Consider the following 23,160-nt stretch of genomic DNA (forward strand, 5'->3'; position numbering starts at 1 on the left):
ATGACCGTATACCGGAGTATGTAGGGCATCCTCACCTGGCGGGGTTACGATATCCGTGCTGCGGCGGATGGACACCGCAGCATCCCGCCAATCCAACCCCCTGTTAAGGATCACGCGTGGGTGCTTCCGAGCCTGCCGACGGCCCGCCACTGGCCTCGCTGCGCCGCTCTCAGCGGACCAGCCGACGCTTGCCGCGCCGTGCTGCCGCAGGGCGCAGGTCGTTCACCTCGACCTTGCGGGCGCTCGAACAGCTGGCGGATGCCGGGGCCCAGGTATCGGTGCATGTCGTCGATCTCGACAACCACACGCACGTCCTCGCGGGCGACGACCATGTGACCATGCCGGTCGCCGGACTCGGTGTCGTGCCCCTGCTGATCGAGGTGGCGGCCGCGTTCGAGGCGGGCACGCTCGATCCGCTCGAGATCGTCGAGCGCACCGCCGTCGATCCGGTGTCGACGTCGGGGCTCTGGCGCCACCTGCACGCGCCCGCCCTGCCGCTCGAAGACCTCGCCGTGCTCGCGGCCACGGCCGGCGACCCCATCGCGGTCAACGCTCTGCTGCAGCGGGTCGGTCACGACCGGGTGCGCGAGCGCATCGAGACTCTCGGACTGCGCCGCACCGCGGTTCTCGACCGATTCCGTGACGAGCGCGGCCCCGATGATGCTCCGCACGTCGCTGTGGGCTCTGCACGCGAGTTCGCGGGTCTCTTCTCGGCACTCGTGAATTCCCAGGTGGTGGGGACGTCGGTGAGCGCTCAGGTGTCCGAGTGGCTGAGCCTCAATCAGGATCTGAGCCTGGTGGCATCCGCGACCGGCCTCGACCCGTTCGCACACGACCACGACGCGCACGGCCTGCTGTTCATCAACAAGACCGGCCGCGACCGCGGCGTGCGTGCCGAAGCGGGAGTGCTCGCCGGTCCGCGCGCGGGTGTGGCCTACTCCCTGATCGTCTGCTTCGACGATCTGTCGATCACGCACCGACTCCGCGCGCACGACGCCTTCCGCGTCCTCGGGGTCGAGCTCATGGAGTACACCCACTGATCGCATTCCACGCCCGACGCGACGTCGGCCGCGGTTAGCATCGAGCAATGCCCCGTACAGACTGGACCCCGCATCGTCGTGATGACGGAGAACTGCTCGGTTGGATCCATCCGGAAGGCGAGGCCTGGGTCGCGATCGATGTGCTCGGGCGCGCGGTGTCCGGGCCGACGGAGTGGCTCGACGCCGAGGCGGCCCTGGAGGACCACGGGATCGCGTGGCTCGCCGACCCGTGGATGCTCGAGGGCGAGGCCGAGCGCCCCCTGCGCGTGCGCATCGTCGAGGTCACGCCCGATGGCGAGGGGAGATCGGGGCGCATCGTGGTGAAGGTCGACGACTTCGGCGACATCACTCGTCCCGCCACGCAGCAGTACGTGCTCTCCTGGCCCGCCCCTGATCGGCTGCGGACGCCATCGCCGACGGATCCCGATCCGCGGGCGTTCTGACCCGACCGTTCGTGGACTGCGGGCGCCGGCGTGCGCGGTGTGCGTGCGCGGTCAGCCCGGCAGCGAGGGGTGCTGCTCGGACGAGCGCTGGCGGGGGATGAACAGCGACAGGACGAGAGCGACGATTCCGGCGGCGATCGCGAGCCAGAAGCACACGTCGAACGCCGCCCTCGTCGGCACGGATACCCCGCCGACGTCGATGCTCATCGCGGCCAGCACGCCGCCCATCACGGCAGACGCGCTCGACGTGCCGACCGAGCGGAAGAGGGCGTTGAGTCCGTTCGAGGCGCCGGTCTCGTTCGCGGGCACCGACCGCATGATGATCATCGGCATGGCGGCGAATGTGAAGCCGATGCCGACGCCGATCAGCAGGTTGCCCACCAGGATGTGCCACACCTCGCTCGACCACAGGAGCACGAAGACGTAGGCGAGCACGATGGCTCCCGCGCCGACGGTGAACAGCGGACGAGGTCCGACGGTGCGCTCGAGCCATCCCGACAAGGGTGAGATCACCATCATCACGAGGCCGGCGGGCATGATGATCAGCGACGCCGAGACCATGTCGAGCCCGAAGCCCGCACCCGAGGCCGCGGGGCCCTCGAGCAGCTGCGGGAACGTCACGTTCGACGCGAACAGCGCGAAGCCCATCCCGATCGCGGCGATGTTGGTGAAGAGCACGGCGGGGCGCGCGGCGACCCGCAGATCGAGGAGCGGATCGTTTGTCCGCAGCTGGTACCAGCCCCAGACGAGCAGCACGCCCACGCCGCCGATGATGCAGGTGAGGGTCAGCGGTGCCGTCCAGCCCCACTCGGCACCGCGAGACACGAACAGCAGGATGCCGGTGAGTCCGATCGCGAGTCCGATGGCGCCGAGCACATCGAGGCGTCCGGGGAACCGCAGCACATCCTCGGGGATCACGAGCAGCACCAGTGCGAGACCCACGACGCCGAGAGCCGCGGCGAGCCAGAACAGCCAGTGCCAGTCCGCGTTCACGGCCAGCAGCGCGGCGACCGGCATCCCGATCGCGCCTCCGACGCCCATGGTCGCGCTCATCAGGGCGACGGCCGTGCCCAGGCGTTCGGGAGGCAGCACGTCGCGCATGATCGCGATGCCGAGCGGTACCACGCCCGTCACCGCGCCTTGGAGCGCTCGACCGATGATGACTCCGATGATCGAGCCCGACAGTGCGGCGATCAGGGAGCCGAGAATGAGCAGCCCGAGCAGCACGATCACCACTCGGCGCTTGCCGTACATGTCGCCGAGCCGGCCCGAGATCGGAGTAGCGACGGCGGCGACGAGCAGCGTGATCGTGACGACCCAGGTGGTGTCCTCGCGAGACGCGTTCAGCAGGCGCGGCAGCTCGGCCTGCAGGGGCACGACGAGCGTGAACATGAACGACGAGCAGAGGCCCGCGAAGGCCAGGACGGCGACGATGGCCCACTTGGGTGGTGTTCGGGAGAGTCTTCTGCGCGCGCGATCTTCGTTCTCTCCCATCGCTTCAGGCTATCGGCGTCTGCGACACCGGAGGCGCGAGGACGATGCGATCGTCAGCTCACGCCCTTCATCAGTCGCAGCACCGGCTTGACGGCGAACAGCAGACCGAGGCCGACCACGATCGCTATCGCGCCGAGGATCGAGAAGTACGGCACCTCGTTCTTCGGGTCGTAGAACTGCACGAGCCAGCCCGAGATCGCGGTGCCGAGTGCGATCGACAGGAAGAACAGCGCCACCATCTGGGTGTGGAACACCTTCGGCGCGAGCTTCGTCGTGACCGACAGCCCCACGGGAGAGATGAGCAGCTCGGCCACGGTGAACACGAAGAGGATGCCGACGATCGCGAGCAGGGGCGTGGAGTTGGCGCCGCCGCCTGCGAACGGCAGGAACAGCAGGAACGCCGCACCCATGATGATCGCTCCCAGTGCGAACTTCACCGGGGTGGAGGGCTGGCGCGGGCCGAGGCGCGTCCAGATCGCCGCGAAGACGCCGGAGAGGATGATGATGAACACGGGGTTGATCGACTGGACCCACGAGACGGGCATCTCGAATCCGAAGATGTTGCGGTCGAGGCGCTCGTCGGAATAGACCGTGAGCACGGTGAACTGCTGCTGGTACAGCGACCAGAACGCGACGCTCGTGATGAAGAGCGGCAGGAACCCCCACACGCGGGAGCGCTCGGTGCCGTCGATCCGCCGACTGCTGAGGATGACGGCGAAGTACGCGACCGTCGCGATGATGGTTCCGATGATGACGATGTCCGCCAGGTTGTCGGCCTGGATCACGCCGATGAGCACCAGCACCGCGATGAGCGCGACGGCTGCGACCGCGACGATCGCGACCAGCGGATAGCGCGACCGGGGGAGCGGGTTCGGCACGCGGCGCGCCTCGTCCGGCAGCGCCTTGCGGCCGAAGGAGTACTGCACCAACCCCAGCGTCATCCCGATCGCGGCGAGGCCGAAGCCATAGTGGAATCCGAGCGACGACTGCAGGATGCCGGTGAGGATCGGGCCCAGGAAGGCCCCGAGGTTGATGCCGAGGTAGAACAGCGAGAATCCGGCATCCCGGCGGGTGTCGTCGGCGCTGTAGAGAGTTCCGACGACCGACGTGGCGTTCGCCTTGAGGCCACCGGATCCGAGGGCGACGAGCACGAGCCCGACGCCGACTCCGATGAACCCGGGAAGCAGGGCCAGGGCGACGTGCCCGCCGACGATCACGATCGCACTGATGAACAGCACTCGCTCCGACCCCAGCATCCGGTCGGCGATCCACGCGCCGAGGATGGTCGAGAGGTAGACCGACCCTCCATAGGCGCCGACGATGCCGCCCGCGACGGCCTGCGAGAGTCCGAGGCCGCCCTCGGTGACCGAGAAGTACAGGTAGATCAGCAGGATTCCCTGCATGCCGTAGAAGCTGAAGCGCTCCCACATCTCGACTCCGAAGATGTGGACGAGCGCCCAGGGCTGCCCGAAGAACCTGGTGTCGGACTTCTCGGCGGTCGTATCGCTGGTTGACATCCCTCCACGGTACGCCCGCTCGCGGCATGGTTCCCAGACCGTTCGCGTCGCTCGATTCCGAAAACGGCGACCGGAGGGGCAGACTGGGGGCGTGCGAACCATCCGTGATCTGGACACCGTTGAACTCATCATCGACGCGCAGGGCCTGCTCGACTCCATCCGGGGCCCCGAGCGCGTGATCGACGCCGGCACGCTGCGCGCCCTGCAGCAATCCGGCAACTACGTCGTCGGCCTCTTCGACGCCGAGAGCGGCGAAGAGCGGATGGTGGGCGCGTCGATCGCGTTCTTCGGTGCACCCGGACGCCGGGCGATGCACTCGCACATCACGGCACTGCTGCCCGACTACCGCGGACGCGGGTGGGGGCGCGAGCTCAAGGAGCACCAGCGCCAGTGGGCGTTCTCGCGCGATGTCGGCCGCATCACCTGGACGTTCGATCCGCTCGTCGCCCGCAACGCGCACTTCTTCCTCACCGTTCTCGGCGCACGTGTCACCGGATACTCCGTCAACCGCTACGGCATCTTCGGCGGCGGGGATGCCGGGGACGAGAGCGACCGACTCGACGTCGAGTGGGCTCTCGCCGACATCGCCAAGCCACCGGCATCCGACGCGATCGTCGAGACGCTCGAGATCCCCTCGGACATCGAGACCATGCGCATGCAGGATCCGGAGGCGGCGCACGAGTGGCGCACGCGGCTGCGCGCGCAGATGGAGGGGCTGCTGGGCAGCGGCCTCGCTCTCTCGGGGTTCGATGTCGAGAAGGGCTACCTCTTCACGGCCTGAGCGCCGCACACCTGGCCTCGCCGGGGTCCTGACGCGAAGCGGTCGCGGATAAGATTGAGGTGCCCGTGATCACGGGCTTTCCCACCGCCGACCATTGGAGCCACCGTGGCCGAACAGTCCCGTCTAGACAAGGTCATCGCCCTTGCCCGCCACCGCGGGTTCGTCTTCCAGGCGGGTGAGATCTACGGCGGTTCGCGGTCCGCATGGGATTACGGGCCCCTCGGCACCGAGCTCAAGGAGAACATCCGCCGCCAGTGGTGGCAGACGTTCGTGCGCGGCCGCGGCGATATGGTCGGCCTCGACTCGAGCATCATCCTGCCCAAGCGCGTGTGGGAGGCGTCCGGTCACGTCGCGACCTTCACCGATCCGCTGGTCGAGTGCCTCAGCTGCCACAAGCGCTTCCGTGCCGACAACCTGATCGAGGACTTCGAGGCGCGCAAGGGCCGCAAGGCGGAGAACGGCCTCGCCGATGTGCCGTGCCCGAACTGCGGCACGAAGGGACAGTACACCGAGCCCAAGTCGTTCTCGGGTCTCGTCAAGACCTACCTGGGAGTCGTCGACGACGAGTCCGGGCTGCACTTCCTGCGCCCCGAGACGGCTCAGGGCATCTTCGTGAACTTCTCGAACGTGCTCACCGCCAGCCGCAAGAAGCCGCCGTTCGGCATCGGCCAGGTCGGCAAGGCGTTCCGCAACGAGATCACGCCCGGAAACTTCATCTTCCGCACCCGTGAGTTCGAGCAGATGGAGATCGAGTTCTTCACGCCGCCGGCAGAAGCTCAGGAGTGGTTCGACCACTGGGTCGAGGCGTGCTGGAACTGGTTCATCGATCTGGGCATCGACCCCGAGAACATGCGCCAGTTCGACGTTCCCGAAGATGACCGCGCGCACTATTCGGCCGGCACCATCGACGTCGAGTACCGCTTCGGGTTCACGGGCAAGGAGTGGGGTGAGCTCATGGGCGTCGCGAACCGCACCGATTACGACCTGTCGAGCCACAGCGAAGCCTCGGGCCAGAGCCTGACCTACTTCGACCAGGCCACCGGCGACCGTTACACGCCCTACGTGATCGAGCCCTCATTCGGCCTCACTCGCGCCATGATGGCGTTCCTCGTGGACGCGTATCGCGAAGAAGAGGTGCCGAACGCCAAGGGCGGCACCGATGTGCGCACCGTGCTCAAGCTCGACCCGCGTCTCGCCCCTGTCAAAGCCGCCGTGTTGCCGCTGAGCCGCAACGAGCGCCTGTCGCCGCTGGCGCGCGAGGTCGCTGACACACTGCGCAGCTCGTGGGCCGTCGACTTCGACGACGCGGGCGCGATCGGCCGTCGCTACCGCCGTCAGGACGAGATCGGCACACCGTTCTGCGTCACGATCGACTTCGACTCGCTCGACGACCGTGCGGTCACTGTGCGCGACCGCGACACGATGGCGCAGGAGCGCGTCTCGATCGACGATCTGCACGAGTACCTGGCCGAGCGTCTCAAGGGCGCCTGACGCGCGGACCACCGGAACGAGAGGCCCGCTGTCCGAGAGGACGGCGGGCCTCTCGCGTCAGCCGGTGACGGTCAGCTGCACCTGATCGGTGCCGCCCGCCTCTACCCAGGCGAGCGAGCGCTCGAGGATGCCGCGGAGCACGTCGAGGTCGATCTGTTCCAGGTCCTTGATGTAGAGGCATCCGACGCCGGTGCTGTGCGGGCCGAGGTTCTCGAGCGCGCCCGAGTGAGCATCGACGCCGTCGAACAGATAGATGGTGGTCGCCGCTTTGCGCGGGGCGAAGCCGAGCAGGCCGCTGTCGCCCTCGGTGCCGGTCGGGTACCGGTAGTGGCAACTTCCGAATCCGATGATCGTGCCCCAGGTCTGAGGGTCGCGGCCCGTGATCTCCTGCATGATCGCGGTCAGCGTCTCGGCATCCCGGCGGCGGACCGCCGGAGTGGAGCGGGCGATGAGACCTGCGACGTCATCGCCCGTGGGCTTCATGCGTTCGCCTTCGCCGCAGCTTTCATGGCCTTCTTGTGCTCTCGTACTCTGGTGAGCGATTCGGGCGAGACGATGTCGGCGACGCTGCGGTACGAACCCTCGGTGCCGTAGTCGCCGGCGGCCTCCCGCCATCCCGCGCCGGTGAAGCCGTACTGCTTGCCGAGCAGAGCCAGGAAGATCTTCGCCTTCTGTTCGCCGAAGCCGGGAAGGGCCTTGAGTCGCTTCCGGACTTCGGCGCCCGACGGATCACCGTCGGTCCAGATCGCCGAGGCGTCTCCGTCCCACTGATCGACGATCTCCTGGCACAGGGTCTGCACGCGTGCCGCCATCGAACCCGGGAACCGGTGCACGGCGGGCGTCGTCTTGAACGCCTCGAGGAACTCGTTCGGGTCCATGGCCGCGATCGTGGTGGCGTCGGACGCGCCTGTGCGCTGCTCGATCTTCAGGGGACCGGCGAAGGCCGTCTCCATCGGAACCTGCTGATCGAGCAGCATCCCGACCAGCAGGGCCAGCGGATTGTCGGTGAGCAGCGCGTCTGCGGCGGTGTTTCCGGTGATGTGAAGGGCCATGCATCCAGTCTGGCACCGACTCGCTCCGATGCCGGAGTCAGATGCGCTGGAGCTTGGGAAGGGGGCCCTCGAGACGCGCGACCGAGATTCGGACATCGGCGATATCGGCCTTGAGCTCTGTCTTGACGTCGTAGATGTCCTGCTTCAGTTCCGACCGGAGCTCGGCGATCTCGGTCTTGAGTTCGGTGCGGAGTTCGGCGATGTCGCCCTTGAGCTCGGTGCGGATTTCGGCGATGTCGCCCTTGAGTTCGTTGCGGAGTTCGGCGATGTCGCCTTTGAGCTCGGTGCGAAGCTCCGCGATGTCGCCTTCGACCCTCGCGAACCGTTCATCGACCCTGTCGAATCGCTCGTCGATCCTGTCGAACCGTACTTCGAGCCCTTTGGCCTGCTTTGCAAGCATCCGAGAGACGCCGCCGAGCACGGTGGCGGTGACGCCGAAGAGGGCGACGATGATGCCGATCAGGTTCGGATCCACGAGCATTCCCCCAGTCTGCGCCGCGTGATCGACGCTGTCAGGGGTTCGACGATATGAAGCATCGAAGTGGCCGCCAGGGCGACCGCCGTGCTTCTCCCGAGCGCTGTGGAAAGACCACCGCAGAGGGCTCCTGTGCAAAAGGAGCGCTGCTCAGGCGGTCGCGGCGCCGTCGGTATCGGACGACATCGCGGACTCGACCGGCTCGATGCCGTACAGCGTCGAGAGTGCAGTCGCGAAATCGTCCGCGCGGCCGGCAGCGGCCAGCTCGTGGGCGCGGGTGGTCGGCACGTGCAGCAGCACGCCGGTCAGGTGGCGAAGGGCCTGCTCGACCCTGCCGTCCTCATCGCCGCGTGCGCGAGCGCGGCCGATCTCGGCCTCGAGCAGCGCGAACATATGCGACCGCAGGGCGACGACCGACGGCGTGACGCTCTGTCGGCTGCCGACGACGTGGAACGTGTCAGCTGCTTCGCGCACCACGGTGCGTGCGGCATCCGTCGCCTGCAGCTCTTCGAGCGGTGCGTGCAGGCTGATGGTCTCGAGGTCGAGCAGCGCGACGCCTTCGAGCGCTGCGACGGCGGGGTCGACGTTGCGCGGCATGCCCAGGTCGACGACCATCTGGCTGTGCGACGCGACGGGGCATCCCTCGGGTGCGATGCCGGTCGGCGCCTGCAGGTGCTCAGGTGTCAGCACCGGAGCGGTCGCCGTCGTGCAGGTGATCAGCAGGCTCGATCGCGAGGCGACGCGCGCGTAGTCCTCTGCGGCGACCGGGCGGATGCCGTGCTTCGCGGCGAACTTCTCGGCGCGGCCCGAGGGTGAGTACACCGAGATGTTGACGGCTCCCCGTTCGCGCAGTGTCGCGAGGGTGACGGCTGCGTAGGCACCGGTGCCGACGAGCAGCACGCGCTCCGTCGACCAGTCGGCGATGCGGCTGTCAGCGAGTTCGAGGGCGAGGCGCACGAGCGAGCGGCCGGCCCGGCCGAGGGCTGTGACGTTCTTGACCTTGCGCTGCGCCTGGCTCGCGCGCTGGAAAAGCCGCTCGAGCTCGGGCGAGGTGGTGCCCTCCTTGCGCGCGGACTTGAGGGCGCGACGCACCTGACCGGCGATCTCGCCTTCGCCGGAGACGACGGATTCGAGTCCCGATGCGACGGAGAAGAGGTGCTCCGCCACTCGACGACCGGAGTGCACCTCGTAGGCGCCGTCGAGTTCGGACGCGCGGATGCCGGTCGATGCTTCGACAGCCTCGAGCACCGCCTCGACACCGATCGCACCCGCTGCCGTGACGGGCTCGTCCATCTCGACGTAGGCCTCGAAGCGGTTGCAGGTAGCAAGAACGACCGCACCCTGCACGCAGGACGCCATGTCCACGACCGTGGAGGCGACGTCATCGGGGGTGCGGCTCAGGCGTTCGAGCAATTCGAAGGAGGCGGTCTTGTGACTCGCCGTGACAACCAGCAGCACATGACGATTCTACCTGAGGCTTCATGCAGGTCGGCCCGGCGGCGGATGGGAGGATGGTCGCATGGTCCTCTCCGACGCTCCGCTGCTGCGCGCCCTCACCGGCCCCCGCCCCGAACATGCTCCCGTGTGGTTCATGCGCCAGGCCGGCAGGTCGCTGCCCGAGTACCGCGAGCTGCGCGTCGGCACGCGCATGCTGGACGCCTGCCTGACCCCCGATCTCGCGGCCGAGATCACGCTGCAGCCCGTGCGTCGTCACGGCGTGGACGCCGCCGTGTTCTTCAGTGACATCGTCATCCCGCTGCGTCTCGCCGGGGTGGACGTCGAGATCGAGCCCGGACGCGGCCCCGTGTTCGCCGACCCCGTGCGGTCTGCCGCCGATGTCGATCGCATCACAGCGATCGACCCGCTGTCGCTCGACGGCACCGCGATCGCCGAGGCCGTCGGCATCGTCACGGCCGAGCTCGGCGACACCCCCCTGATCGGATTCGCGGGTGCTCCCTTCACTCTCGCCGCGTACCTCGTCGAAGGCGGCCCGTCGAAGGAGCACCTGCGGGCGCGGGCCATGATGCACGCCGATCCGGAGTCGTGGAACCGCCTCGCGGGCTGGCTCGCGCAGGTCTCACGCCGGTTCCTCGAGATCCAGCGGGATGCCGGAGCATCCGTCGTGCAGTTGTTCGACTCCTGGGCCGGGTCGCTGAGCACCGCCGACTATCGCGCGTACGTGGCACCGCATTCGCGTGTCGCCCTCGATGCCATCGGCGTGCCGAGCATCCACTTCGGCGTGGGCACCGGGCCCTTCCTCGCCGACATGCGCCTGGACGGCATCGCCGACGGCGTCGGTGTCGACTGGCGGATGCCGCTCGACGAGGCCGCCGCGATCCTCGGCCCCGACGTCTCGGTGCAGGGCAACATCGATCCGGCACTGCTGTCGGCTCCGTGGCCGGTGCTCGAGGCGCATGTGCGCGACGTCGTCGAGCGCGGGCGTGCCGCCAGGGGACACATCGTCAACCTCGGGCACGGCGTGCCGCCCGAGGCGGACCCCGATCAGCTCACCCGTATCGTCGAGCTGGTCCGTTCGATCTGAGTCCCAGGGCGCTTCACGGCCGAGCTTCACGAGGATGCAATATAGCGTCAGTGCTAGATTGCACCCATGACAGATAGTGCGTCGGACGTCTTCGCGGCTCTGGCGCACCCGACGAGGCGCCAGATCCTGCAGGATCTGAAAGAGGGCGAGCTCGCAGCGGGTGAGATAGCCTCGCGGTTCTCGTCGAGCGGGCCGACGATCTCGCGGCACCTCGGCGTTCTCCGTCAGGCGGGTCTCGTGAGCGAGCGTCGTGATGCCAATCGCATCCTGTACTCCCTCGTCGGCGAGCGGCTGGCCCTCTCCGTAGGCGACTTCCTGTCGACCGTGTGCCCCGAGCAGATCGTGCTCCGTGAGGTGCGCAAGCGCGGCACCGGGCGGGAATCCGCGGTGCAGACCGAGGCGTGACGGGTTTGTCCGGCCGAATGCTGGAAGCCGTTTCCCCGGCGGATGGAAGGATTGACGCATGACGTCGAAGCCAGCGAACAGTGAGACGCCCCGCGCCGAACCGGCCGACCTCGCCTCGAGGGCGGCGGAGAGGCACATCGTCGTCATCGGCGGGGGCATCGGCGGCCTGATCGCTGCCCGGGAGTGCGTCAAGGTCGGCATGCGCGTCACCCTGCTCGAGGCGACGGATGCCGTCGGCGGCGCCATCCGTCGCGCTGAGCTCGACGGCGTGGTGCTGGATGCCGGCGCGGAGAGCTACGCGACGAGGGGCGGCCGTGTGCGCGCTCTGATCGAGGAGCTCGGCCTCGCCGACCGCATCGTCGCGCCCGCGGCAGGGAGCGCCTGGCTCGCTGGCATCCCCGGCATCGGCGCGGCACCGCTGCCCGTCGGCGGGATTCTCGGAATCCCCGGCAATCCGTTCCAGGAGGACGTCCGCCGCATCATCGGGTGGTCGGGCGCATGGCGTGCGTACCTGGATCGCGTTCGCCCGCCGCTGACGATCGGCCACAGTCAGAGCCTCGGCAGACTGGTGTCGTCGCGCATGGGAGCCAGGGTGCGCGATCGTCTCGTCGCCCCGGTCACGACCGGTGTGTACTCAGCCTCGCCTGACGACGTCGATGTCGACATCGCGGCCCCCGGACTCAACGCAGCTCTCACCCGCGTCGGATCGCTCTCGGGGGCGGTGCAGACGATGCGGCAGGAGAGCGCGGACAGAGCTGCGAAGGCGCGCGGAGCCGCGAGTCGCGAGGGTGCCGCGCTCGCGCCCGGCGCGGCCGTGGAAGGGCTCGACGGCGGTATGACGGTGCTGATCGAGGCGCTGGTCGCGGACATCGAGAAGCTCGGTGGCGTCGTGCACACCGGCGCGCAGGTGACGCAGGTGACGCGCACCGCCGAGGCGTGGATGGTGAAGGCTCACGCCGACGTCGCTCCCGTGGCAGACGCCGTTCTCGGCGACGCTCACGCGGAGGAGATCGAGTTCGCCGCAGATGGCGTGGTGGTCGCGACCTCCGAGGCCGCCGCGAGGCGACTTCTCGAGAAGAGCGTGCCCGCACTGGCGGAGACCGCGCCGGCGGATGCTCCGGAGATCGAGATCGTCACACTGCTGCTGGAGCCGTCGGCACTGGCGGGTGCTCCACGGGGCACCGGCGTGCTGACCGTCCCCGGCAGTCACACAGCGAAGGCGCTCACCCACTCCAGTGCGAAGTGGGACTGGGTGCGCGCCGCGGCCGGCCCCCGGCACGTCGTGCGGGTCTCGTTCGGAGCCCAGGGCGAACCCGCCGCCACCACCGCGCTCGACGACGACGCCGCGGCTCGACTGGCGCTGAGCGAAGCATCCGCTCTCCTCGGCGTGCCGCTCGCGGCGGGCGACCTCGTGGCGTCTCACCGCGCGAGGTACGTGCAGTCGCAGCCTGCATCGATCATCGGCTCCGGTGCGCGCCGAGAGGCCGCGAGGTCGGCTGTGCAGGGCGTGCACGGGCTCGCCGCCGTCGGCGCGTGGCTGGCCGGCACGGGTCTCGCCCAGGTGATCCCCGACGCGCGCGAAGAGGCGGACCGGCTTCGTCGGGCGCTGCTCTGGGACTGACGCCGTCGCACGAACCCGAAAGTCGCTCCGCTGTCAACCCTCTGCGTGACAGATGCCGAAATCGGCATACGGGGCTACGCTGGACACCTGCAGGCGGCTCCGAGTCGTCGGTTCGCCCCAGGCGTTCACACCGGAACAACGTGAGGAGACCCCATGAAGGGGAAGATCGGACTCGTCGTAGGAATCGGCGTGGGATACGTGCTCGGAACCCGCGCGGGCCGCGAGAGGTACGAGCAGATCAAGACGCAGTGGCTGAAGGTCTGGAACCTCGACCCGGTGCAGGAGCAGGTCGACAAGGTCAAGGGCTACGTCGGCGACAAGGCGGCGGCAGTGCCCGGTGCGATCTGGACCGGCGTGCAGAAGGTCGTCAAGTCGGCCGGCGGTGGCGACAAGACCGCTGGGCAGCGACTCGACTCCGCCGTGGCTGCGGGGCGCAAGGCCGCTGACGACATCGTCGACGCCACCGAGGACGCCGTCGAAGAGGTCAAGGACGCCGCGAAGAAGGACGACGCGAAGAAGCCCGCGGCCAAGAAGCCGGCAACGCCCGGCTCCACCGCCGCGAAGTCTGGCAGCTGACATGCCCCGCGGATACCGCGATCGCGCCGAGGACAGCCTGCTGTCCCTGATCGGCGATCTTCCCGAGCTCATCAGCAGCCTCGTCAAAGCCGAGATCAACGCGGCCAAGACCTGGATCTCGAAGACGGCGAAGGACGCGGGGATCGGCTCCGTCTGGTTCCTCGTCGCTCTCTTCTTCCTGTTCTGGGCCGTGCCGGTGATCCTGGTGTTCGCGATCGCCGGGCTGTCGTCGTGGTGGCCGGTCTGGCTGTCCGCCCTGGCGGTGCTCGGCATCCTGATCCTCGCCGTGCTGCTGTTCGCGCTGCTCGGCATCCTGAAGTTCCGCAAGGTGCTCGCTCGTAAGAACCCCGCGCAAGCGGTGGGCGAAGACATCAGACTCGTGAAGGAAGCCGGCAATGACGAACTCTGAGATCACGAGGCCTCTGCCCAAGACGGCGGTTCCGGCGGGCATCGTCGACCCGGTCCAGTCGGCTCGGGCGGAGCTGAAGGCCGCTCTCGCGGCGATCGAGGTCAAGGGCAACTTCCCCCGGCGCATCGACACGGCCTCCAAGCGCGCCGCGGCGAAGGCGAGGGTCTTCGCCGACCGCAACCCGGCTGCCGCGATCGCGGGAGCCGTGGGCGTCGCGGTGATCGTCGGCGGTGCCGTCTGGGCGATCGCCCGCGCGCTCTCACGCTGACCGCAGGCCGAATTCCTCGCATCCTGACTCGCGTTCGCGAGTGCTTCACAAAGGGGGCAGACTGGATCCATGTCCGATGCGCGCGAAGAGAACCCGTCCGGCTTCACCCTCTGGGCAGTCTGGCGACGAAACCCCGATGTGGCTGTCACCGAGTCCGACTCCACGGAGCTCGAGACGATCGTCTCGTACATCGAGGACTCCGGCGTCACGGTCCGCGGCTTCTACGACGTCTCGGGCCTGAAGGCGGACGCCGATCTGCTCGTGTGGCTGCACGGCGACACTGCCGAAGACCTGCAGAAGGCTCTCCGCCGCCTCCGCCGCACCGAGTTGCTGCGCACCCTGCTGCCGGTCTGGAACGTCATGGGCGTGCACCGCGATGCCGAGTTCAACCGGGCTCACGTCCCGGGATTCCTTCGCGGCGTGGAGCCGAAGGACTGGCTGTGCCTGTACCCGTTCGTCCGCACGCCGGAGTGGTATCTCGCGCCCGAAGAGGAGCGCCGGAAGATGCTCGCCGATCACGGACGCAAGGGAGCGGCGTTCACCGGGGTCATCGCGAACACGGTCGCCGCGTTCGCCCTGGGCGACTACGAGTGGATCCTGCCGCTCGAAGCCGACGAGGTCACCGAGCTGGTCGATCTCATGCGCGACCTGCGCTACACCGACGCGCGCCTGTACGTGAAGGAGGAGGTCCCGTTCTACACGGGTCGACGTCTCCGGTTCGACGAGATCGCGGACGTGCTGCAGTAGGTCGACGATGAACACTCAGAGTCAGACCTCCTCCCCGATCCGATTGGGCACCCGCCGCAGCGCGCTCGCCCAGGCGCAGTCGGGGCACGTCGCCGCCGCGCTCGAGAAGATCTCGGGGCGGCCCGTCGAGCTCGTGCCGATCACCAGTGAGGGCGACACGAATCGTGCGTCTCTGTCGGAGATCGGCGGTCAGGGCATCTTCGCCACGCGTCTGCGAGAGGCCCTGCTCGCCGGCGAGTGCGACTTCCTCGTGCATTCGCTCAAGGACCTTCCCACCGCGATCCCCGACGGTCTCGTCATCGCAGCGACCCCGGTGCGTGAGGACGCGCGCGACGTCGCGATCACTCGCGGCGGCACACCGCTGCACCAGCTCCGTTCCGGCAGCAAGGTGGGCACGGGATCCCCCCGGCGCATCGCGCAGGTGCACCGGAGGGCTCCGCACGCGGAGGTCGTGGACATCCGCGGCAACGTCGATTCTCGTCTGCAGCGAGTAGCGTCCGGCGAACTGGATGCGGTGATCCTGGCTGCGGCCGGTCTGTCGCGCCTCGGCACGGACTCCCCGCTGCGCCGCGAAGAGCTGGGCCTCTCCGAATGGCCGACAGCGCCGGGGCAGGGATCGCTCGCCGTGGAGACGCGCACGGATGCCCCCGCAGAGCTGCTCGCCGCGCTCGCCGAGCTCGACGACTTCGACACGCGTCTGGCGGTGACCGTAGAGCGTGCCGTTCTCGAGGGGCTGGATGCCGGATGCCAGGCGCCGATGGCCGCACATGCGGTCGTCGAGGGCGACGAGATCCGCATCAGGACAGTCGTCTACGCCACCGACGGTGGGCGCCGTATCGGCCTCGACGTCACCGAAGCCGTGAACGGGGAGTATATTCGTCGGAACGGCAGCGGCAATGGAGCGGATGCTGCCGGTGGTGCAGACCCGATGCACGCAGCACGCGAGATCGGGTTGTCTGTCGCCCATCGGCTGCTCGAGCAAGGGGCGGCCGACCTCGTCTCCCGAGAGCATTCCTCATCATGACCAATTCGAAGCAGGACCGACCGCTGGACGGCTGGCGCATCCTCGTACCCCGCGGAGGGCCGTGGGGCGACGGTGTCGCCGCCAGTCTGCGCTCCCGTGGCGCGGTGCCCGTCGTGGCACCGCTGATCAATTTCGCCGCCACCACCGACCAGGCAGCCCTCGACGTCGCTCTCACCCGGCTCGCGGATGGAGAGTACGACTGGCTGACGGTGACGAGTGCGACCACCGTCGACGTGATGTTCGCGCACCGCGCGATCGTCCCGCGCCGCACGAAGATCGCGGCCGTCGGCGAGACGACCGCCGCCGCCCTGCAGGCGGTCGGCTACGAAGTCGCGATGGTGCCGGACGAAGACAATTCGGCAGCGGGCATGGCCGAGCAGCTCATCGCCCTCGAGACCGAGCCTCGACGCATCCTGGCGCTGCGCAGCGAGATCGCGAAGCCCGTGCTCAGCGTCCTCCTACAGGAGGCCGGTCACGATGTCGACAGCGTTGTGGCATATCGCACGGTCGGCGTCCCGGTCACGGAGCGCATCAAGCGTGATGTCGAGAACGGACGGATCAACGCGATCCTGATCACGAGCGGTTCAGTCGCCGAACAGGTGCGCGAGCAGTTCCCGCTGATCCCGGACGACACGCTGCTGGCGGCCATCGGTCCGCGCACCGCGAAGGATGCCGATCGGGCAGGTCTGCCGATCACCGTCGTCGCCGACCGTCAGACTGTGGACGCGCTGATCGACGCGGTGTCGAGCTACACCCTCCCGCACGCGGCGGACGAGTTGGCACCGTGAGCTTCCCCGACGTACGACTGCGCCGTCTCCGCCAGTCTGCTGCAGTCCGTGGACTGGTGCGCGAGACCTCGATCGAGCCCCGTCAGCTGGTGCTTCCACTGTTCGTCCGCGAGGGACTCACCGAGGCCGCGCCCATCGGATCGATGCCGGGAGTCGCGCAGCATTCGCTCGACTCTCTGCGAGCCGCCGCGACCGAGGCGGCCGAGGCGGGTGTGGGCGGTGTGATGCTGTTCGGCGTGCCCGCCGTGCGCGACGCTCAGGGCTCGGGTGCCGACGACCCCCAGGGCATCCTCAACGTCGCGACCGAGGCGCTGGCCGCCGAGGTGGGCGATGCACTCGTGGTGCAGACGGATCTCTGCCTCGACGAGTTCACCGATCACGGTCACTGCGGCGTTCTCGCAGCTGACGGGTCGGTCGACAACGATGCGACCCTCGAGCGGTACGCCTCCATGGCGCTCTCGCAGGCCCGCGCCGGCTCGCAGCTGCTCGGTCTGTCGGGGATGATGGACGGCCAGGTCGCGGTCATCCGCGAGGCGCTCGACTCGGACGGCTACACCGACGTGCTGCTGCTCGCGTATGCCGCCAAGTACGCGAGCGCGTTCTACGGCCCGTTCCGTGAAGCCGTCGACTCGCAGCTCACGGGCGACCGTCGTACCTATCAGCTCGACCCGGGCAATCGTCGCGAGGGTGTGCGCGAGGCCGTCGTCGACGAGGAGGAAGGCGCCGACATCGTCATGGTGAAGCCGGCGATGGCGTTCCTCGATGTGCTGCGAGAGGTGCGCGACACCGTCCACATTCCTGTGTGGGCATATCAGGTCTCCGGTGAGTACGCGATGATCGAGGCGGCCGCTGCGAACGGCTGGATCGATCGTCGTGCATCGGTCCTCGAGTCGCTGCTCTCGATCCGCCGTGCTGGTGCTGACGTCGTCCTGACCTACTGGGCGACCGAGGCCGCCCGCTGGCTGCGCGACTGAGTCGCGCACACCTTCGCTGAGACCCCCGTCGATCTGAGGCCCGCCCTCAGGTCGGCGCATTAGCCTGGATGGGATGCCGGGAGAGGTCCGCGCATCGTTGAGGAGTGTGCTGTGACCGACCGCAATGACGACCTGTTCTCCGCTGCCCGCACGGTGATCCCCGGAGGTGTGAACTCGCCGGTGCGCGCGTACGGCTCGGTCGGCGGCACGCCGCGCTTCCTCGCCTCGGCGAGCGGCGCGACGGTCACGGATGCCGCAGGCAACCGCTACGTCGACCTCGTGGCATCCTGGGGGCCGGCGTTGCTCGGCCACGCGCACCCGGAGGTCGTCGCCGCCGTGCAGGAAGCGGCCACCCGAGGCCTTTCGTTCGGCGCTCCCACGGAGGGCGAAGTCGAGCTCGCTCAGTTGATCGCCGACCGCGTGCGGTTCGGGGAGGTTCGGCCGGTGGAGCGGGTGCGGCTCGTGTCGACCGGAACCGAAGCGACGATGACGGCGATCCGGCTCGCCCGCGGCGCCACCGGACGCGACCTGCTGGTGAAGTTCGCCGGGCACTATCACGGGCACTCCGACGGTCTGCTCGCTGCGGCGGGCTCCGGTGTCGCGACGCTCGCGCTTCCGGGTTCCGCAGGTGTGCCTGCGCCTATCGCGGCTCAGACGCTGGTGATCGACTACAACGATCCCGACGCTCTCGCAGCTGTGTTCGCCGAGCACGGCCCGCGCATCGCAGCGGTGATCGTCGAGGCCGCAGCGGCGAACATGGGTGTCGTTCCGCCGCTGCCGGGGTTCAACCGCCTGCTCGCCGAGACCGCTCACGCGCATGGCGCCCTGCTGATCCTCGACGAGGTGCTGACGGGCTTCCGCGTGCACCCGGCGGGCTTCTGGGGGCTCCAGGCGGCCGCCGGCGAGGACTATCTGCCCGACATCATCACCTTCGGCAAGGTCGTCGGCGGAGGGATGCCGCTGGCTGCGCTCGGAGGCCGTGCGGAGATCATGGACCTTCTCGCTCCTCTGGGACCCGTCTACCAGGCGGGCACGCTGTCGGGTAACCCGCTGTCGGTCGCCGCGGGTCTCGCGACGCTGCGCCTCGCCACGCCGGAGGTGTACGCGACCGTCGACGCGGCCGCAGCGCGAGTCTCCCGCGCCCTGGATGAGGCGCTCACGGAGGCCGGTGCGACCCACGCCGTCGCCCATGCCGGCAACCTCTTCAGCGCCTCCTTCCGCGGATCTGCACCTCGCGACTACACCGAGGCTCAGGCGCAGGAGTCGTTCCGGTACGCCCCGTTCTTCCATGCGATGCGCGAGCAGGGCGTGGCGCTCCCTCCGAGCGTGTTCGAGGCGTGGTTCCTCACCGCCGCTCACGGTGAGGAAGAGCTGCAGCGCATCGAGGCAGCTCTGCCCGTGGCTGCGCGCGCCGCAGCTGATGCCGCCGCGACTGCCTGAGCGGAGCTGACCCACCCCCAGCCGCCGTGACGGCTCCCTCGCGGAAGGCCTCCAGGACGCGCGGGTGGCCCCGCTCGAGGAATGCCGCACCCGTGAAGGCATACTCGAGGCTGCCCTGAGCGATGCGACCGGCTGTTCGTCCTTCAGCCGGACAATCTGCCGCCGCTTCTCGACCCAGGAGTCGAGAAGCTCTGCACGCTGCTCGAGGCCGAGGTCGGTGGCGAATGTCATGTTCCGAATCTAGTAGATTTGTTCGAAAGTCGAGCGGAACATCGGAATGGAAAAGGGGTGGAATCGTGGGAACCGACAACGGATCGTTGCCTTCCTGTGAACAAGACACAGACATCTGGAAGGGTGCCGCTGGCAGACTGGACGCATGGTGACGTTGCTGCTGGACCAGACGCAACTTGAGATCGTGCTCTCGCCGATCGAGCGTGCGGCGAGCTTCCACCGGGACAACGTGCGGCTCGTGCGCGACACCATCACCAAGGTCCAGCTCATCGATGATGCGTGGACCTGGTTGCGTGGCGTGCCGAACCCGGGGACGCACATCCCCGGAGTGCTCGCCGCAGGCACGTGGAAGGCCGCAGGCAGCGTCGACTTCGTCCTCATCCGCAAACGTCGTCCCAGCGTGGTCATCGATCTCTCCGGGGATGCGCAGTACCGGCGTCTGATCCTCACGACGAGGCACGGCCTCGCCCTGACCCAAGCGCTCCGACTCGATGTGTCGGATGAGCCGGCGGACGTCGAGGAGATCGTGGCGACCTCGCCCACGCCGGTCTCGAAGGGCAGCCGCCGCCCAGTGATCCGCCCGCGTCCCGCCTGACCGTCACGGAACGGGAAACGCCCTCCGCAGCCTTATGGCGCGGAGGGCGTTCGCAATGGGGGAGCGACCTCAGGAGCGGTCGTGCTCACCTTCGTGGTGCTCACCTTCGTGGTGCTCGTGGTGCTCGCCCTCGTGGTGCTCACGTTCGTGGTGCTCACCTTCGTGGTGCTCGTGGTGATCGCCGTCGTGGTGCTCGCCCTCGTGGTGCTCGCCTTCAGCATCCGTCGTCGCCTGCGCGTCGGCTGATGCGTCGGCGTCTCCGAGCGGATAGTCCTTCGGCTCGTCCTCGTAGTACGCGCGCGCTGCTGCAGCGAGCATCGAGGTGACGGCCGCGGATCGGGGGTCATCGTCAGACGGCGCGGCGACGTCATCCGACGACTCCGACGCGTCTTCGGAGTCGTGCGCCTCGCCGAAGAACTCGACGCCGGAGTGCTCCTCCGCGCCGCTCTCGGCCGCCGAGGGCACATCGGGATCGGTGGGAGCATCGACAGGGGTCGTGCCGAAGAGGATGTCGTCGAAGGAGGGCTGAGGGCGCTCCTCGGCCGTGGTCTCGTGCTGGGTCGATTCCCCCGTCGAGTCGTCGTCGCCGGAGACCTCGTCACCGCCCGCATGCGCGGCATCGGAGGCCACATCAGCCGCATCCTCGGCGTCGTTCGCATCCGAGGCGTCCGCTGCGTAGCCGAGCTCCGCCGCGGCGTACTCGATGTCGCGAGCCGCATCCGCTGCATCCGCGGCGGCGTCAGCCTCGACGTCGGCCGCATCGGCCTCCGCGCGTTCGGCGTCGGAATCGGACGAGTCGGAATCGGACGAGTCGGCTTCGGACGAGTCGGCTTCGGACGCGTCGGCATCGGAGGCAGCGGCGTCGGACGCAGCAGAATCGGGGGCACTCGGACCGGACACGTCCTGAGCGTCGGGCGTCGCAGGGACCGCCGCGAGCGGCGCTGTCGCATCCGCGACCGGCGTCTCCGACTCGATGACCGGTGCAGCCGTGATGGCCTGCGGGGCGAGTCTCCCGCCGCGCACGAGCTCGATGAAGACGTCTTCGAGCGTCGGGCCGCGCTGCACCAGGGTCGCCAGAGCGATGCCGGCCGATGCGGCGATGGCGCCGACGGCGCCGGCATTGCTGCCGCGGACCGTGAGACCCGAGCGGAGCACCTCGACCTCGAGGCCGGCGGCCGAGAGCGCCGCCTTCAAGGCCGCGCGATCTTCGGCGTCGACGACCACGGATCCGGCGGACGGGTCGGCCAACTTCTCGATGCCGCTCGAGAGGACCAGCTGGCCCTTCGAGAGCACGAGCACGTGGTCTGCGACCTGCTCGATCTCGCTCAGCACGTGTGAGGAGACGAGAACCGTGCGGCCCTCATCGGCGAGCCGGCGCAGGAGGAGTCGGATCCACCGGATGCCCTCGGGGTCGAGCCCGTTCGCCGGCTCGTCGAAGACGAGCGCGCCAGGGTCGCCCAGCAGCGCGTGCGCGACGCTCAGCCGCTGCCGCATCCCGAGCGAGAAGCTGCCGATGCGTCCTTCCGCTTCGTGCTCGAGCCCGACCAGAGAGAGGACCTCGTCGACACGCGAGAGCGGGATGCCGTTGGCCTTGGCCGCGATGGTCAGCTGGCGGGCTGCCGAACGCCGCGGGCGGTAGGCGGTCTCCTCGAGGACGGAGCCGATGGTGCGCAGCGGGTGACGCAGTTCAGGATGTGCGACTCCGCCGATCGTGGCGGTGCCGCTCGTGGCGCGCACCTGACCGAGGAGGATGCGCAGCGTGGTGGTCTTTCCGGCACCGTTCGGGCCGAGGAAAGCGGTCACGACGCCGGGCTCGACCCGCGCGGAGAAGTCGGACACCGCCGTCACGTCGTTGAACCGCTTCGTGACGTGCGTGAACTCGAGCACCTGTCCGTCGGGCATCTGCGACCTCTCGTTGCAGTGGGCAGTTCTGTCTATCCTGCCGGAAAAGCCGCCGGATCGTGCATTTACCGTACAGACACGGCCGGATGCAAGGCTCAATCCACCGGGTAGCCTGGCAATCGTGACCGAATCCAGCGCCGCTTCCCGGGTCCTCGTCCGTACCGAGGGAGCCCTCGGCAGGCTGACCCTGAACCGACCGGAAGCGATCAACGCGCTCGACTTCGGCATGGTGCAGGAGATCACGCGCACGCTGGAGCGGTGGCGGTACGACACCGATGTGCAGATCGTGCTGATCGACGGCGAAGGTGACCGAGGCATGTGCGCCGGCGGCGATGTGCGGGGACTGCACGCGCAGATCGTGGAGGGGCGATCCGATGAGACGGCGGAGTTCTTCCGCGCGGAGTACGCGCTGAACGCGATGATCGCCGAGTACTCGAAGCCCGTGGTCACCGTCGCCGACGGCATCACGATGGGCGGAGGCGTCGGACTGTCGGGCCACGCGGCCATCCGCATCGTGACCGAGCGATCGAAGCTCGCGATGCCGGAGACGCGGATCGGCTTCACGCCCGACGTGGGCGGCACGTGGCTGCTGTCACGCGCTCCTGGGCGGTTCGGCGAGTACTTCGGGCTCACGGGGGCGTCGATGAACGGAGCGGACGCTGTACTGCTCGGCTTCGCCGACCATTTCGTGCCCTCCGATCGCCTCGACGCGCTGCGCGAGGCGCTCGCGTATCGTGCCGATCCGACAGGACCGGCCGAGATCGTGCTGCTGTTCGACGAGACTCCCGATCCGTCGACGCTTCCGGCCTCTCGGGGATGGATCGACCACGCGTTCTCCGCCGGCACGGTCGCGGAGATCGTGTCGCGGCTGCGCGCGGACGAGGCCCCGGATGCCGCGGCGACCGCGGATCTGCTCGAGAGCCTGGCGCCCACCGGGCTGGCCGTCACGCTCGACGCCGTGCGGGAAGCACGTGCGCTGCCGAACCTGCGTGCCGCCCTGGAGGGTGAGTACCGCCGCGTCATGTGGTTCGTCCTGCGGCATCCCGACCTCGTGGAGGGGATCCGGGCGCAGCTGATCGACAAGGACCGCAATCCGAAGTGGAACCCGGCGACGATCTCCGAACTGCCTGCAGACCCCGGCGCCGACGCGCGACACTTCACGCCCGAAGACCCCCTCTTCTAGAGCATTTCGATATATCCGCGGTTGTTCGCCGCGGTGCATAAACCGCTGGCCGCGCCCGAAATGGTTCGCTGTGAGCGAAGGTCCGCCCACAGGGGGATACGAATGTCCGGAGTTCGTGCCACCCTTGCATGTGCGCGATCGTCGGCCTGCGTCCGCCCGTCG

The 23,160-nt window shown here is 68.6% G+C and carries 24 protein-coding genes; 17 read left to right on the forward strand and 7 right to left on the reverse strand.

The features are described from left to right. The first annotated feature begins 116 nt into the window (after positions 1–116). Positions 117–1,040 (forward strand): serine hydrolase, encoded by a 924-nt coding sequence (locus AB0P11_RS14190; RefSeq protein WP_363522581.1) that lies wholly within the window; start codon positions 117–119, stop codon positions 1,038–1,040. A gap of 47 nt (positions 1,041–1,087) precedes the next feature. Then, entirely contained in the window at positions 1,088–1,483 is a 396-nt protein-coding gene (locus AB0P11_RS14195) for a hypothetical protein (RefSeq protein ID WP_187250628.1), read from the forward strand. Between the two features lie 51 nt (positions 1,484–1,534). On the opposite strand, the gene AB0P11_RS14200 is transcribed toward AB0P11_RS14195, so the two are convergent. Together AB0P11_RS14200 and AB0P11_RS14205 are read right to left on the reverse strand one after the other, a co-directional pair. Next, on the reverse strand, positions 1,535–2,977 hold the full coding sequence (locus tag AB0P11_RS14200; protein WP_187250629.1) for an MFS transporter: 1,443 nt from the start codon (positions 2,975–2,977) through the stop codon (positions 1,535–1,537). Between the two features lie 53 nt (positions 2,978–3,030). Continuing rightward, positions 3,031–4,494 carry a peptide MFS transporter gene (locus AB0P11_RS14205; RefSeq protein WP_187250630.1) on the reverse strand — a complete coding sequence of 488 codons (1,464 nt, stop codon included), beginning with the start codon at positions 4,492–4,494 and terminating at the stop codon, positions 3,031–3,033. A gap of 91 nt (positions 4,495–4,585) precedes the next feature. Here AB0P11_RS14205 and AB0P11_RS14210 point away from each other — a divergent pair, with 91 nt between their 5' ends. Next, positions 4,586–5,275, forward strand: coding sequence for a GNAT family N-acetyltransferase (locus tag AB0P11_RS14210; RefSeq protein WP_363522584.1), 690 nt, complete (start codon positions 4,586–4,588; stop codon positions 5,273–5,275). A 105-nt stretch (positions 5,276–5,380) separates the two neighbouring features. After that, a complete protein-coding gene (locus AB0P11_RS14215) occupies positions 5,381–6,766 on the forward strand; it encodes a glycine--tRNA ligase (RefSeq protein ID WP_053098005.1) in 1,386 nt (461 codons plus the stop codon). A 57-nt stretch (positions 6,767–6,823) separates the two neighbouring features. Here AB0P11_RS14215 and AB0P11_RS14220 read toward each other — a convergent pair whose 3' ends face one another. The 4 genes from AB0P11_RS14220 to AB0P11_RS14235 all read right to left on the reverse strand — a co-directional run bounded on the left by AB0P11_RS14220 (position 6,824) and on the right by AB0P11_RS14235 (position 9,751). Further along, on the reverse strand, positions 6,824–7,249 hold the full coding sequence (locus AB0P11_RS14220; RefSeq protein WP_053098004.1) for a DUF1801 domain-containing protein: 426 nt from the start codon (positions 7,247–7,249) through the stop codon (positions 6,824–6,826). Next, the gene (locus tag AB0P11_RS14225) at positions 7,246–7,818 is read right to left on the reverse strand and encodes an HhH-GPD-type base excision DNA repair protein (RefSeq protein ID WP_363522587.1); all 573 of its coding nucleotides are present in this window, start codon (positions 7,816–7,818) and stop codon (positions 7,246–7,248) included. The genes AB0P11_RS14220 and AB0P11_RS14225 overlap by 4 nt, the downstream gene beginning before the upstream one ends. Positions 7,819–7,855: 37 nt before the next feature. After that, positions 7,856–8,299 (reverse strand): hypothetical protein, encoded by a 444-nt coding sequence (locus AB0P11_RS14230; RefSeq protein ID WP_363522589.1) that lies wholly within the window; start codon positions 8,297–8,299, stop codon positions 7,856–7,858. A gap of 144 nt (positions 8,300–8,443) precedes the next feature. Beyond that, complete coding sequence (locus AB0P11_RS14235; protein WP_363522591.1) at positions 8,444–9,751, reverse strand: glutamyl-tRNA reductase; 1,308 nt, start codon at positions 9,749–9,751, stop codon at positions 8,444–8,446. A 61-nt stretch (positions 9,752–9,812) separates the two neighbouring features. Here AB0P11_RS14235 and hemE point away from each other — a divergent pair, with 61 nt between their 5' ends. From hemE to AB0P11_RS14295, 12 genes are all read left to right on the forward strand, one after another. Beyond that, positions 9,813–10,835 carry a uroporphyrinogen decarboxylase gene (hemE, locus tag AB0P11_RS14240; protein WP_363522593.1) on the forward strand — a complete coding sequence of 341 codons (1,023 nt, stop codon included), beginning with the start codon at positions 9,813–9,815 and terminating at the stop codon, positions 10,833–10,835. 66 nt (positions 10,836–10,901) lie between these two features. Continuing rightward, positions 10,902–11,240, forward strand: coding sequence for a metalloregulator ArsR/SmtB family transcription factor (locus AB0P11_RS14245; RefSeq protein ID WP_053097999.1), 339 nt, complete (start codon positions 10,902–10,904; stop codon positions 11,238–11,240). Between the two features lie 58 nt (positions 11,241–11,298). Further along, positions 11,299–12,861 (forward strand): FAD-dependent oxidoreductase, encoded by a 1,563-nt coding sequence (locus AB0P11_RS14250; protein ID WP_363522595.1) that lies wholly within the window; start codon positions 11,299–11,301, stop codon positions 12,859–12,861. Positions 12,862–13,014: 153 nt separating this feature from the next. Continuing rightward, the gene (locus AB0P11_RS14255; protein WP_072592007.1) at positions 13,015–13,437 is read left to right on the forward strand and encodes a hypothetical protein; all 423 of its coding nucleotides are present in this window, start codon (positions 13,015–13,017) and stop codon (positions 13,435–13,437) included. Between the two features lies 1 nt (position 13,438). Next, positions 13,439–13,846, forward strand: coding sequence for a phage holin family protein (locus AB0P11_RS14260; RefSeq protein ID WP_053097996.1), 408 nt, complete (start codon positions 13,439–13,441; stop codon positions 13,844–13,846). After that, positions 13,833–14,114 carry a hypothetical protein gene (locus tag AB0P11_RS14265; protein WP_072592006.1) on the forward strand — a complete coding sequence of 94 codons (282 nt, stop codon included), beginning with the start codon at positions 13,833–13,835 and terminating at the stop codon, positions 14,112–14,114. The genes AB0P11_RS14260 and AB0P11_RS14265 overlap by 14 nt, the downstream gene beginning before the upstream one ends. A gap of 69 nt (positions 14,115–14,183) precedes the next feature. After that, the gene (gene hemQ, locus AB0P11_RS14270) at positions 14,184–14,861 is read left to right on the forward strand and encodes a hydrogen peroxide-dependent heme synthase (protein ID WP_053097994.1); all 678 of its coding nucleotides are present in this window, start codon (positions 14,184–14,186) and stop codon (positions 14,859–14,861) included. A 7-nt stretch (positions 14,862–14,868) separates the two neighbouring features. Next, positions 14,869–15,885 (forward strand): hydroxymethylbilane synthase, encoded by a 1,017-nt coding sequence (gene hemC, locus AB0P11_RS14275; RefSeq protein WP_056280459.1) that lies wholly within the window; start codon positions 14,869–14,871, stop codon positions 15,883–15,885. Then, complete coding sequence (locus AB0P11_RS14280) at positions 15,882–16,673, forward strand: uroporphyrinogen-III synthase (protein WP_053097992.1); 792 nt, start codon at positions 15,882–15,884, stop codon at positions 16,671–16,673. The genes hemC and AB0P11_RS14280 overlap by 4 nt, the downstream gene beginning before the upstream one ends. Then, positions 16,670–17,647, forward strand: coding sequence for a porphobilinogen synthase (hemB, locus tag AB0P11_RS14285; protein ID WP_363522599.1), 978 nt, complete (start codon positions 16,670–16,672; stop codon positions 17,645–17,647). Before AB0P11_RS14280 ends, hemB begins: the two co-directional genes overlap by 4 nt. Before the next feature lie 111 nt (positions 17,648–17,758). Next, entirely contained in the window at positions 17,759–19,087 is a 1,329-nt protein-coding gene (locus tag AB0P11_RS14290) for a glutamate-1-semialdehyde 2,1-aminomutase (RefSeq protein ID WP_363522601.1), read from the forward strand. 376 nt (positions 19,088–19,463) lie between these two features. Then, entirely contained in the window at positions 19,464–19,913 is a 450-nt protein-coding gene (locus AB0P11_RS14295) for a hypothetical protein (protein ID WP_053097989.1), read from the forward strand. 69 nt (positions 19,914–19,982) lie between these two features. Here AB0P11_RS14295 and AB0P11_RS14300 read toward each other — a convergent pair whose 3' ends face one another. Next, positions 19,983–21,815, reverse strand: coding sequence for an ATP-binding cassette domain-containing protein (locus tag AB0P11_RS14300; RefSeq protein ID WP_363522603.1), 1,833 nt, complete (start codon positions 21,813–21,815; stop codon positions 19,983–19,985). 121 nt (positions 21,816–21,936) lie between these two features. Here AB0P11_RS14300 and AB0P11_RS14305 point away from each other — a divergent pair, with 121 nt between their 5' ends. Then, the gene (locus AB0P11_RS14305) at positions 21,937–22,998 is read left to right on the forward strand and encodes an enoyl-CoA hydratase/isomerase family protein (RefSeq protein ID WP_053097988.1); all 1,062 of its coding nucleotides are present in this window, start codon (positions 21,937–21,939) and stop codon (positions 22,996–22,998) included. Positions 22,999–23,160 lie beyond the last annotated feature (162 nt).

Source organism: Microbacterium sp. NPDC079176 (assembly GCF_040686675.1).
Lineage (GTDB): Bacteria > Actinomycetota > Actinomycetes > Actinomycetales > Microbacteriaceae > Microbacterium.